Source organism: Lysobacterales bacterium, assembly GCA_016703225.1.
GTDB lineage: Bacteria > Pseudomonadota > Gammaproteobacteria > Xanthomonadales > Ahniellaceae > JADKHK01.
Map to the genome: position 1 here is coordinate 603,720 of JADJCM010000003.1, position 12,599 is coordinate 616,318.

The 12,599-nt window shown below is 66.0% G+C and carries 9 protein-coding genes and 1 pseudogene; 7 read left to right on the plus strand and 3 right to left on the minus strand.

Annotated features, from left to right (window positions below; translation table 11 throughout):
- The first annotated feature begins 9 nt into the window (after window positions 1-9).
- From dctP to IPG63_15990, 3 genes are read left to right on the plus strand one after another with little or no spacing between them, the layout of a single operon-like run.
- Entirely contained in the window at window positions 10-1,026 is a 1,017-nt protein-coding gene (gene dctP, locus IPG63_15980) for a TRAP transporter substrate-binding protein DctP (protein ID MBK6728693.1), read from the plus strand.
- Entirely contained in the window at window positions 1,023-1,508 is a 486-nt protein-coding gene (locus IPG63_15985) for a TRAP transporter small permease (protein MBK6728694.1), read from the plus strand. The genes dctP and IPG63_15985 overlap by 4 nt, the downstream gene beginning before the upstream one ends.
- On the plus strand, window positions 1,505-2,785 hold the full coding sequence (locus tag IPG63_15990; GenBank protein MBK6728695.1) for a TRAP transporter large permease subunit: 1,281 nt from the start codon (window positions 1,505-1,507) through the stop codon (window positions 2,783-2,785). The genes IPG63_15985 and IPG63_15990 overlap by 4 nt, the downstream gene beginning before the upstream one ends.
- On the opposite strand, the gene IPG63_15995 is transcribed toward IPG63_15990, so the two are convergent.
- Complete coding sequence (locus IPG63_15995; GenBank protein MBK6728696.1) at window positions 2,749-4,596, minus strand: sulfatase-like hydrolase/transferase; 1,848 nt, start codon at window positions 4,594-4,596, stop codon at window positions 2,749-2,751. The genes IPG63_15990 and IPG63_15995 overlap by 37 nt on opposite strands.
- A 98-nt stretch (window positions 4,597-4,694) precedes the next feature.
- On the opposite strand from IPG63_15995, the gene guaB reads away from it, so the two are divergent.
- From guaB to orn, 4 genes and pseudogenes are all read left to right on the plus strand, one after another.
- Window positions 4,695-6,149: an IMP dehydrogenase gene (gene guaB / locus IPG63_16000; protein MBK6728697.1), complete on the plus strand. Its 1,455-nt coding sequence runs from the start codon at window positions 4,695-4,697 to the stop codon at window positions 6,147-6,149.
- A gap of 183 nt (window positions 6,150-6,332) precedes the next feature.
- Window positions 6,333-8,074, plus strand: a pseudogene (guaA, locus tag IPG63_16005) (glutamine-hydrolyzing GMP synthase).
- Between the two features lie 264 nt (window positions 8,075-8,338).
- On the plus strand, window positions 8,339-8,821 hold the full coding sequence (tadA, locus tag IPG63_16010; protein MBK6728698.1) for a tRNA adenosine(34) deaminase TadA: 483 nt from the start codon (window positions 8,339-8,341) through the stop codon (window positions 8,819-8,821).
- Window positions 8,822-8,849: 28 nt separating this feature from the next.
- Window positions 8,850-9,410: an oligoribonuclease gene (gene orn / locus IPG63_16015; protein MBK6728699.1), complete on the plus strand. Its 561-nt coding sequence runs from the start codon at window positions 8,850-8,852 to the stop codon at window positions 9,408-9,410.
- Here orn and IPG63_16020 read toward each other — a convergent pair.
- Complete coding sequence (locus tag IPG63_16020) at window positions 9,407-9,889, minus strand: GNAT family N-acetyltransferase (GenBank protein MBK6728700.1); 483 nt, start codon at window positions 9,887-9,889, stop codon at window positions 9,407-9,409. The genes orn and IPG63_16020 overlap by 4 nt on opposite strands.
- A 41-nt stretch (window positions 9,890-9,930) precedes the next feature.
- The gene (locus tag IPG63_16025; GenBank protein MBK6728701.1) at window positions 9,931-12,546 is read right to left on the minus strand and encodes an EAL domain-containing protein; all 2,616 of its coding nucleotides are present in this window, start codon (window positions 12,544-12,546) and stop codon (window positions 9,931-9,933) included.
- Window positions 12,547-12,599: the final 53 nt, after the last annotated feature.

The window sequence follows — 12,599 nt, forward strand, 5'->3', positions numbered from 1 at the left end:
GAACACCCGATGCTGAAGCGCATTCTGTTCGCCCTTGCCGCCTGCGCCGCCACGGCCGCCGATGCCCAAATCCTGAAGATCGCCACCATCGCGCCCGAGGGCACGGTGTGGATGAAGGAGATGCGCGAGGCCGGTGCCAACATCAAGGCGCGCACCGCGGGTCGCGTCGAGATCAAGTATTTCCCCGGCGGCGTGATGGGCAACGACGCCGCAGTGATGCGCAAGATCAAGCTTGGCCAGCTGCAAGGAGGGGCGTTCTCCGGCGCCGAACTGTCGCCGGTGTATCGCGATGCCACCGTCTACAGCCTGCCGTTCCTGTTCAACGATCTGGGTGAGGTCGAGTACGTGCGCGGCAAGGTCGATCCGTTGCTGCGCGCCGGGTTCGAGAAAGTCGGGCTGGTCGCGGTCGGTCTCTCGGGTGGCGGCTTTGCCTACCTGATGAGCACCAAGCCGATTGCGAACAAGGAGGATCTGCGCGCGACCAAGGTCTGGGTGCCGCAGAACGACCGCATCGCCCAGGTCGCCTTCGACAAGGCCGGCGTCAACCCGATCGCGCTGCCACTGGGCGACGTCAATACCTCGCTGCAGACCGGTCTGCTGGAGACGGTGGCGATCACCACCAGTGGTGCGATCGCGTTCCAGTGGCACACCAAGGTCAAGCATGCGGTGGACCTGCCGCTGACTTACGTGATGGGCATCCTCGCCATCGACCAGAAGGCGTTCAATCGCATCGGCGCGGCCGACCAGCCGATCGTGCGCGAGGAACTGGGCCAGGCGTTCGCTGACCTCGATGCCGCGAACAAGCGCGACAACGAATTGGCGCGCGCGGCGCTGGCCAAGCAGGGCATCGTGTTCAAGGCGCCGAGCAGCGACGAGATCGGCTACTGGCGAAGCATCGGCGAAGAAACCCGCAAACAGATGCTCGCGAGCAGCGAAATCTCCAGGGAACTGCTGAACTTGATTGCGAAGGCGCAGGTCGAATACCGCGCCAAGGCGACGTCGGTCGCGGCTGGCAAGGCTCCGTGAGAAGCGGCGTCGCACGCGTTCTCGGCGTCATCAACACGATCGAGAACTGGCTGATCGCAACGCTGGCGCTGGCGCTGGTGCTGCTGTCGGGTCTGCAGATCGTGCTGCGCCTGCTCGAACACGGGCTGGTGTGGCTGGACCCGTTGCTGCGCGTGCTGGTGATCTGGGTGGCGCTGCTCGGCGCGGTGGCGGCAGCGCGTCACGACAAGCACATCAGCCTGGACCTGATCGGACGCTTGCTGCACGGTCGCGGCGTGCGCGTCGCACGCGTGTTTGCGTTCGGCTTCGCGGCGCTCGCCGCGTGCACCCTGCTGCGCGCCTCGCTCGGGCTGATCGAAATGGACCGCGAGTCCGGCACGATGCTGTTCGGTAGCGTGCCGACCTGGTGGGCGGAGCTGATCTTGCCGGTGGCGTTTGGTCTGCTGGCCTTGCGCTTCGTGCTGCGCGCATTTGCTGCTCCGGAACGCGAGGGCGGCGCATGAGCCTGCTGGTCGTGGCGCTGGTGGTGTTGCTGTTCGCGGCGCTCGGTGCGCCGCTGTTCGCGCTGGTCGCGGCAGTGGCCTGGCTGGGACTGCGTGCCGCGGGCTATGACGAGACCTTGCTCGCGGTGCAGTTCTGGAGTCTCACCGAGATGCCGGTGCTGATCGCGATCCCGCTGTTCACGCTGTCCGGTTACCTGCTCACCGAGAGCAAGGCACCGCAACGCCTGTTGCGCCTGTCCGAAGCCCTGCTCGGCTGGTTGCACGGTGGGCTCGCGATCGTCGCGCTGCTGGTCTGTGCGTTCTTCACCGCGTTCACCGGCGTGTCCGGCGTCACCATCATCGCCTTCGGCGCGTTGCTGTTGCCGGCGCTGCGCTTGGCCGGCTATCCGGAGCGATTCTCCTTCGGCCTGGTCACGACCGCACCGAGCCTCGGCATGCTGTTCGCACCCTCGGTGCCGCTGATCCTGTACGGCATCGTCGCGCAGCAATTGAGCACCACGCCGAGCGTCAGCATCACCGACATGTTCGTTGCCGGCGTGTTGCCCGGCGTGATGATGCTGGTCGTGGTCTCGGCCTACGCGATGTGGCGGGCGCCCAAGCGCGCGCACGACATTCCGTTCTCGTTGGCCGAGGCCAAGGCCGCGATCTGGGATGCACGCTGGGAACTGCCATTGCCCTTCATCCTGCTGGGCGGTGTCTATGGCGGCGTCTTCGCTACCTCGGAAGCCGCAGCCGTGGTTGCGCTGTATGTGCTGTTCGTGACCGTGGTCGTGCGCCGCGAGATCAGCATCGCGCGCCTGCCGGCGGTGCTGCGCGAGTCAATGATGCTGGTTGGCGCCATCCTGCTCATCCTGGGCGTGTCCATGGGTCTGACCAACGTGATCATCGACGCCGAGGTGCCGGCGCGGTTGATCGAGTGGGTGAGTGCGCATGTCGACAGCAAGCTCGCCTTCCTGCTGCTGCTGAACCTGTTCCTGCTCGGCCTTGGCATGATGCTCGACGTGTTCTCGGCGACCGTGATCATGGTGCCGATCCTGTTGCCGATCGCGATGCACTACGGCGTGCACCCGGTGCATCTCGGCATCATTTTCCTGGCGAACATGGAAATCGGCTACTTCATGCCGCCGATGGGCATGAACCTGTTCATCGCCAGCTACCGCTTCGAGCGGCCGCTGCTGACGCTGGCGCGCTACACCGTGCCGTTCTTCTTCCTGCTGCTCGCTTGCGTGCTGGTGATCACTTACTGGCCGTCGCTGTCGCTGGTCTTCATCGAGTGATCGGCCGCAGCGGCATTGAGCTCGATCAAGCGCTCGAGCAGGTCGCCACGGTTCGGTGAACGACGCGCACGGTCGAGATGGATGCGCGCCGCGATCAGCGCCGCATCCGGCGGTGCGGCCCCGACCCAACGACTGTCGTCACCGGCGAGTTGCAGCGCGAAGCTGCCCTCGCGGCGGTAGACATCGATCTGGCTGCGCGGCATACCTCGCGCATGCAGCGCGTAAGTCGCGGGAATCGGGTCCGGGCGCAGGAACAGGCCCTGCGATGGATCACGGCAGGCACGTTCTGCGGTGAGGTCACGCAGTGAGACCGGCAGGTCGGTTTGCTGGGTGAGGCCACGGATCGCGCCGCCGGGCAGCAAATCGGCGCCGAACACGAACAGCGGAACACGCGCAAAAGCGGTCGGCCCGTAGCGGTCCAGTTCGCTGCGGCTCAGCGGCGTCATCGAGCGGTGATCGCCGGTGATCAGGAGCAGTCCGTTCTCGAAGTATCCTGCACGACGCAGCGATTCATGGAATGCCACCAGCGCCCGATCGAGATCGGCAAAGACTCTGCGTTCGCTGCGCTCGCCATCGCCGCGCACCAGGAACGGAGGGTGCGTGGCGACGGTGAGCAGGGCTGCGGCAAACGGTCGCGATGGGTCGCGCTCACTGTGGTACCAGTCGATGACGCGGGCGAACAACTCGGCATCGTCGGCGGCGCCGAAAATTCCGCGCGGCATCCCGGCATAGAACGGCGCCTCGGCGCCCTCGTAGTGCTCGAAGCCGAGCTTCGGCAGCCACACGCCGGTTTCGACGAAATCGAGCGTCGCGGTCGTGAAGAAGGCGCTGGCATGGGACGCACGCACCGCATCGACAAAACCGCCCGCGGGCTCGTCAAATCCGGCAAATGCATCCGTACTCGAGTAGCGGAAGAAGCCGGGAATCGGCGCGCGCCCAGTGATCGTTGCGATCAAGCCGCCATCGGTGGTGAACCCGTTGGCGATGAACTCGGAGAACCAGCTGCCTTCCCGTACCGCCAATGCATCCAGCGCCGGGACATACGACTCATCGGTCGCGTAGTGCGAAGAGTGATAGGCGGAAAGCGACTCTACGACCACCAGAATGATCGAGATCGGACGCGCCTGCCCCGGAGCGCAGACCAGCTTGGTTACCGGTATCGACCGTTGCTCGGCCAGGAACTCCTCGCTGTAGGGCGCATCAATCGACTGCGCAAGATTGACCTCGACCCAGTTGCGATAGGCGTCGGCGTGCACGTAGCCGGGCGCGCTGCTGCGACCACAGGCGCCGACAGCGGCGATAGCGGCAGCGGTGAGCACCAGGCACGTGAAGCCGCGCCGTTGCAGCGGTGCGGCGTGGCGCAGCAGCAAGCCGAGGACCAGGGACATGGTCAGCAGCACCAATAGCACCAGCGCATCGCGCATCGAGAAACCGGCGCGGGTGATGCGTTCGATCGCGGCCAGTTCATGCCCGAACTTGAACAGGTCGCTGAGCAGCAGGCGCTGCGCCAGCAGGCGCAGCAAGGCGACATCGGCGATCAGCAGCACGATGAACAGGAGCAGCGGCGCCAGCAGCAACACGCGCAGCCAGCGCGCACGCAACACCAGGATCAGCGTGATCCAGAGCAGGGCGGCCGCGACCAGGGTCAGGTCATGGGTCAGCGCCGGCAGCACGAAGCAGGCATCGCAGCCCACCACCGGTGCGTAGATGGCATCGACGAAGTGGGCGCGGATCACGGCGATCACGAGCAACAGCAGCAGCGCGAGCACGACGCCGGCGGCAGCCATCGGGTTGCGGGAAGAAGTCGGCATCAAAGTGGCAATTCGTGGGCAGCGCGCCGGGCGCAGGTTCCGGTTCCGCGGCCGGGCCGCCGCGCGGTTAAAATGCGCGATCCTTTTCGGGAGTCGCCATGCGCATCCTAGCCGAAGCCCTGACCTTCGACGATGTTTCCCTTGTTCCTGCCCATTCCATCGTGTTGCCGCGTGACGTCAGTCTTGCGACGCGGATCGGGCCAAGCCTGGAGTTGAATCTTCCGATCATCGCCGCGGCGATGGACACCGTCACCGAAGGCTCGCTGGCGATTGCGATGGCCCAGCTTGGTGGTCTCGGCATCATCCACAAGAACATGTCGGTGGAGCAGCAGGCGGCTGAAGTGAGGCTGGTCAAGAAGTTCGAGGCCGGCGTGATTCGCGATCCGATCACGGTTTCGCCCGAGACCAGCATCCGCGACGTGTTGAGCCTGACCCGCGCGCGCAACATCTCCGGCGTGCCGGTGGTCGAGGGCGGGCATCTGGTCGGCATCGTGACCAGCCGCGACCTGCGCTTCGAGACCCACCTCGACGAGCCGGTCAGCCGCATCATGACCAAGCAGGATCGCCTGGTGACGGTGCGCGAAGGCGCCAGTGACGACGAGGTGCTGCAGCTGATGCATCGCTACCGCATCGAGAAGGTGCTGGTCGTCAACGAGCAGTTCAAGCTACGCGGCCTGATCACGGTGAAGGACATCCAGAAGGCGCGCGACAACCCGAATGCCGCCAAGGATTCGGCCGAACGCCTCGCCGTCGGCGCCGCGGTCGGCACCGGCGGCGACACCGAACAACGCATCGCCGCGCTGGTCGAGGCTGGCGTCGACGTGCTCGTGGTCGACACTGCGCACGGCCATTCGCAGGGCGTGCTCGATCGCATCGCCTGGGTCAAGAAGCAGTTTCCGAACCTGTGCGTGATCGGCGGCAACATCGTCACCGGCGAGGCCGCGATTGCGCTCGCCGACTGCGGCGCGGACGCGGTCAAGGTCGGCATCGGCCCCGGTTCGATCTGCACCACGCGCATCGTCGCCGGCGTCGGCGTGCCGCAGATCACCTCGATCGACCTGGTCGCGACCGCGTTGAAGGACCGCATCCCGCTGATCGCCGACGGCGGCATCCGCTACTCGGGCGACATCGGCAAGGCGATTGCCGCGGGCGCGAGTGCGGTCATGATCGGCGGTCTGTTCGCCGGCACCGAGGAAGCCCCGGGCGAAGTCGAACTGTTCCAGGGTCGTTCCTACAAGAGCTATCGCGGCATGGGTTCGCTCGGCGCGATGCAGCAGGGCAGCAAGGACCGCTACTTCCAGGACGCGTCCGACGCCGACAAGCTGGTGCCGGAAGGCATCGAGGGGCGCGTGCCGTATCGCGGTCCGCTGCGCAACATCGTGCACCAGCTCGCCGGCGGCCTGCGCGCGTCGATGGGCTACGTCGGCTGCGCCTCGATCGCCGAGATGCGCAGCAAGCCGCAGTTCGTGCGCGTCAGCAGCGCCGGCATGCGCGAATCGCATGTGCATGACGTGACGATTACCAAGGAACCGCCGAACTACCGGATGGGCTAGTTGGTCGCGCACCGTTCACCCTTCGACGGGCCCGTCCTGAGCCGGTCGAAGGGCTCAGGGCGAACGGTGGGTCGGGACTGATGCACGTTATCGTTCACCCTTCGACAGGCTCAGGGCGAACGGTGTCTGCGAGTGGCTTCAGCGCCGTTCGTGGTGAGCCTGTCGAACCGTGAACGGCCTGCCATGACCGACATCCACCAGCACAAGATCCTGATCCTCGACTTCGGCGCGCAGTACACGCAGCTGATCGCGCGCCGCGTGCGCGAGATCGGGGTCTACTGCGAGATCTGGGCCTGGGACCGCGCCGCGGGGCGCATCAGTGAGTTCAAGCCGACCGGCATCATCCTGAGCGGCGGTCCGGAGTCGGTGACCGAAGCGAATTCGCCGCGTGCGCCGGAGGAAGTGTTCACGCTCGGCGTGCCGGTGCTCGGTATCTGTTACGGCATGCAGACCATGGCCGAGCAACTCGGCGGCAAGGTCGAGAGCGGCCACAACCGCGAGTTCGGCCTGGCGCGACTCGGCATTGCCGTCGCGAATCCGCTGCTGCAGGCCGAAGGCGATGCGTTCACGGCGTGGATGTCGCATGGCGACCGCGTCGTGCGCATCCCCGACGGTTTCTCCACCCTCGGCGCCACCGACGACCTGCCGATCGCGGCGATGATGGACGCCAGGCGCCGCTACTACGCGGTGCAGTTCCATCCGGAAGTGACGCATACCCAGTTCGGCAGCGAATTGCTGCGCCGTTTCGTCGTCGATCTGTGCGGCTGCGAGACGCGCTGGACCAGCGCCAACATCATCGAGGATGCAATCGCGCGCGTGCGCACCCAGGTCGGCAGCCAGAAGGTGTTGCTCGGCCTGTCCGGCGGCGTCGATTCTTCGGTGGTCGCAGCCCTGCTCGAACGCGCCATCGGTGATCAACTGGTCTGCGTGTTCGTCGACACCGGCCTGTTGCGCTTCCGCGAAGGCGACCAGGTGATGGAGACGATGGCGCAGCACATGGGCGTGCACGTGATCCGCGTGAACGCCGCCGACCGCTACTTCAGTGAATTGAAGGGCGTCGGCGATCCGGAAGCCAAGCGCAAGATCATCGGCCGCCTGTTCGTCGAGATCTTCGAGGAAGAATCGGCGAAGCTCCAGGACGCGCCTTCCTCGCACAGGGCACGATCTACCCGGACGTGATCGAGTCGGCCGGCTCCGCGACCGGCAAGGCACACGTGATCAAGTCGCACCACAATGTCGGTGGCCTGCCCGAGCGCATGAACCTGAAACTCGTCGAGCCGCTGCGCGAACTGTTCAAGGACGAGGTGCGCCGCATCGGCGTCGAGCTCGGACTGCCGCGAGAGATGGTCTATCGCCATCCGTTCCCGGGCCCAGGGCTTGGCGTGCGCATCCTCGGCGAAGTCACCCGCGAAGCCGCCGACACGCTGGCGCGCGCGGACGCGATCTTCATCGAGGAACTGCGCAAGCACGGCTGGTACGACCGCGTCAGCCAGGCCTTCGCGGTGTGGCTGCCGGTGCGCTCGGTCGGTGTCGTCGGTGACGCCCGCGCCTACGAACCGGTGGTCGCCTTGCGCGCCGTCGAAACCATCGACTTCATGACCGCGCACTGGGCGCACCTGCCCTACGACCTGCTCGACCACGTCGCCCGCCGCATCGTCAACGAAGTCCGCGGCATCTCGCGCGTGGTCTACGACATCTCCGGCAAGCCGCCGGCGACGATCGAGTGGGGGGGGCCGCGGGCTTGGAAGGGATCTCGGCGGATCGACATGCCCGGACTGGTCGCCCGGGCTTGTCGAAGGGCACTTGCCAAGATCACCCGACCCCGTTCGCCCGAGCTTGTCAGGCGCCGGACAAGTGCGATTTCGCGCGATTTCCACTCGAGGGCGTTGCCGACGGAACGAGTAATGCCGCAGATTTCGCCCTGAGCTTGCAGGGCGTTGCGACAGACCACCATTCTCCGGCCTTCCACGCCTCTTCCTGGGGCTCCCGGCCAGCGAACTTCGCCGCGTGTCACGGCATCGCGTCTGTTAGCGGGCTTTTCACGCGCCAAAGGCGCGGCGCACGAGGATCAGGATGGCGGCGGGAAAAGGGCGCCCCGCGATTTGTTTGTTGCCGGCGCTCGCAGGCCGTCGCAGCGATGTCAGCGCCTCACAACCCAGGGCGAAACGGAGCGCCCTTCGGCAAGCTGGATGCAGCAAGCGCCTGCGCAAGTCAGGCCGAACGGGGGGGGGCGAAACCGAGCCGACGAGGCGGGGGGGGGGGGGGATGGCGAAGTGCCGGTCGGGGCGGTGATCGTCGATGCCGAGGGGCAGTTGCTGGCGGAGGGGTCGAACCGCGTGATCAGCGATGCTGATCCGAGTGCCCATGCCGAGATCGTCGCGTTGCGTGCGGCCGGACGCAGGCTGGGCAATTACCGGCTGCCGGGCACGACGCTGTACGTGACGCTCGAGCCGTGCGCGATGTGCGCGATGGCAATGGTGCACGCGCGCGTTGCACGGGTCGTGTTCGCAGCGCGCGACCCCAAGACTGGCGCGGCCGGCAGCGTGTTCGACCTGCTCACCGCACCGCAGCACAACCACCGCATCGAGGTGAGTGAGTGCGTGCTGGCCGAGGAGGCGGGGCGCCTGCTCAGCAACTATTTCCGTCGCAAACGCGGCAAAGCTGCGCTCTAATCCGCGTCCATCCACCGCGAACACCGGCATGGCCTCTGCGAACGACAACCATCTGATCTGGATCGACCTGGAAATGACCGGGCTGAACCCGGATAGCGACTCGATCCTCGAAATTGCGACGATCGTCACCGACGTTGAACTCAACGTGATCGCCGAAGGCCCCGAATACGCAATCGCGCATCCGCTCTCGCGGCTGCAGGCGATGGACGAGTGGAACCACAACACCCACCAGAAGACCGGGCTATGGCAGCGCGTTCTTGACTCGACCATCCGCATGGCCGAGGCCGAGGCGGATACGATCCGCTTCCTCGAGTCCTGGGTCACGCGCGGCAAGTCGCCGATCTGCGGCAACTCGATATGTCAGGACCGCCGCTTCCTGGCGCGCTGCATGCCGGAGCTGGAGCACTACTTCCACTACCGCAACCTCGATGTGTCCACGCTCAAGGAACTGGTGCGACGCTGGAACCCGGTCCTGCTCGAGGGCTTCAGTAAGCAGGGTACGCACACCGCATTGAGCGACATCCGTGAATCCGTTGCCGAGTTGCGCTACTACCGCCAGTTCATGGGCAAGCTCGGTGGAGCCACCTAGATCTCGCGCACGAAGAAGCTGTCGCAGCTGAAGTGCCCGGTGCGGCCGAGGGCTTCGCGGATTGCGGTGAAACCGGACATGCGGTAGAGCTTCTTGGCGGCGTCCATGCCGGTCAGCGTTTCCAGGTAGACGCGGTGGTAGCCGAGTTCCTTGGCCTTGGCCAGGCAGGTCTGCATCAGCGCGTTGCCGGCGCCGAGTCCGCGCAGTTCGGGCAGGAAGTACATCTTGCGCAGTTCGCAGGTGTCGGCATCACCGCCGACCAGCGGCGCGATGCCGCCGCCACCCATGACCACGCCATCCTTCTCGACCACGAAATACGCGGCCCGCAGAATGGCATACGCTGCGCACATGTCATCGACCTCGGCGTCGTGAATGGCGAAGCCGGGGCCGTCGGCTCCGAATTCGGGCATGACTCGGCGAATGATGGAAGCAACCGCGGCATTGTCAGCGGCGGTGATGGGACGGATGACCTGGCTCATCGGCGCAATCTGCACCATTGCGGCGGGTTCGGCAACTGTCGCTATCCGGCCTGCTGTTCGGCGCAGCCGTGCAGGCGCACGAAATCGGCGATCTCGTCCGGCGCAATCGGTCGCGAAAACAGGAATCCTTGCGCCAGCGTCGTGCCCTGGCGCAGCAGGAATTGCCGCTGCGTCTCCATCTCGACACCCTCGGCGATCACGGTCATGCCGAGGCTCTGGGCGATGCGGATGATGGCTTCGCAGATGGCCGTGTCGCTCGGCGTCGCCGGAATGCCTTGCATGAAGTGATGGCTGATCTTGAGCCCATCGAACGGCAGCTGGCGCAGGTAGTTCAAGGCCGAGTAGCCCTCGCCGAAATCATCGATGACCAGCGAGACGCCGAGCTGCTTGATCGCCCTGAAGATCTCCAGGGTGTCCGGCACGTCCTCGACCAGCACGCGCTCGGTCATCTCCAGTTCCAGATGGCAACCTTGCAGGCCGTGGTCATGCAGTGCTGCGGCGACCACTTCCGGCAGGTTGTCGCTCAGGAACTGGCGATAGGAGACGTTGACCGCGACCCGTGGCACCGTCAGCCCGGCGTCGTGCCAGAGGCGCAGCTGGCGGCAGGCTTCGCGGATCACCCAGACGCCGATGCGCACGATGTCGCCGGTGTTCTCGGCGTGCGAAATGAACAGGTCTGGCGCGAGTTCGCCGAGCACGCGGTTGCGCCAGCGAATCAGCGCTTCGGCTGCTGTCACACGACCGCTGCGCAGGTCCACCTGCGGTTGGTAGCGCAGGTAGAACTCCTGGTTGTCGAGCGCGCGGCGCAACTGGGTCTCGATCAGCAGGCGATCGGTGAGCTTGCGCGCCAGTGCCGGAGAGAACGCCTGCCAGTTGTTGCGACCGCGGCGCTTGGCATCGAACATCGCGGCATCGGCGTGGTTGATCAGCTGCTGGATGGTGGCGCCGTCCTGCGGGTAATGGGCAACGCCGACCGACGCGGTAATCGAGAACTCTTCGCCGCTGTGCGGGAACGGTTCGGCGAAGGCGGTGGTGATACGTACCGCGGTGTCGCGTGCCTGCACCTCGTCGCTGCACGGCGCGATCATGATCATGAACTCGTCACCACCGAAGCGCGCCAAGAGCGTGTTCGGGCCCAGCGCGCGGCGCAAGCGCTGGGCGGCGGCGACCAGCAGGCCGTCACCGGCGGCGTGGCCGAGCAGGTCATTGATCACCTTGAAGCGGTCGAGATCGACATAGAGCAGCGCCGGGCCGCTGCCCGGCTGCGCTTCATCGAGGGCCAAGGCCAGCGCGCGCATCAGCGCATCGCGGTTGGACAGGCCGGTGAGCGAATCGGTCAACGCCTGGCGCCGCAGCTGTTCTTCCTGGCGCTTGCGCGCGCTCACATCCTGGGCGGTGCCGATCACGCTTTCGGCAGCGCCGCGCTGCAGCTGCGGCTGCCCGATCACGCGCAGCCAGCGGCGCTGGCCGGAGGCAGTGACGATGCGCAACTCCAGATCGAAGGCTTCGCTGCTCAGGCGCGCCGCATCCATGGCGGTGCGCAGGCGCTCGCGGTCGCCGGGCACGAACAGCGCATACATCGCCTCGCGCTCGAGCACACCGTCGCGCGGCAGTTCGAGCAGCCGGTGCAATTCGCGCGAACCGTACATGCGGCGGCGGCGGAAGTCGTAATGCCAGCCGCCGATGCTGGCCAGCGACTGCACTTCGTCGAACAGCACCGATTCCAGCATCAGTGCGGTGATGTCGCTGAACAGCGTGATCACTTCGAAGGGCGCAGGTACGTCGTCACGGAACTGCGGCACCGCGGTCACGGAAAACCAGGAGTACCCCCCCAGCGCCGGGCTGTTGATGCCGATCACGGTCGACTGGATTGCACGACGTTCGCTGATGGCTCGCAGCGGTGGGAGATCCCGTGGTTTCAGCGCCCTGCCAGCGGCGTCGACGAAGCGCCACTCGGCGATGCTCAGTGCTTCTGCACGCAGTTCCGAGTCCTGCATGCCGAGCATGCGTTCGGCGGCGGCATTGGCCGAGGTCACACGGCCGTTCTGGTCCTGCACCAGAATGCCCTTGTCGACGGCGTCGAACAGCTTGCGATAGCGCCGTTCCGAGGCGCGCAACTCGCTTTCCGCCCGCAGTCGGGCGCTGACGTCGCGCACCACTGCGATGATGCGCATCTCCTCGCCGTCGAGGAACATGCGCGAATGCACCTCGATCGGGAAGTAGTGGCCGTCGCCGTGACGGTTGCTGGTCTCGACGGTTTCGGTGCGGCCTACCTGGAAGGTCTGGAACACCTGCTCCATGTAGTTGTCGGGCAGGGTCGGGTTGAGGTCCTGCACGCGCAATCGGCGCAGTTGCTCCAGCGGATAGCCGTAGACGCCCTCGGCAGTGCGGTTGGCTTCCAGAATGTGGCCGTGGCGATCATGCACGGTCACCGCTTCCGGCACAGCATCGAGCAGGGTGCGATATCGCGATTCCAGCGCCTCTGTCGAACGCAACAGGGCTTCCAGGCGGTCACGCGCGCGCCGCAAGGGCTGTGCGGCGGGGGCTTCCGGTTCGAGTGCGGCAATGGCGTCGGCGAGACGGGCAACCGCGTCTTCCCAGAGTTGCCTCGGCGAGGCTGGGCCGGTCGCCAGTGCGCGCGCTGGATCAGGCTTCATGACCGCAACCGGAACTCCATCGAGTACCGAAAACTGTGATCAAGATAACACTT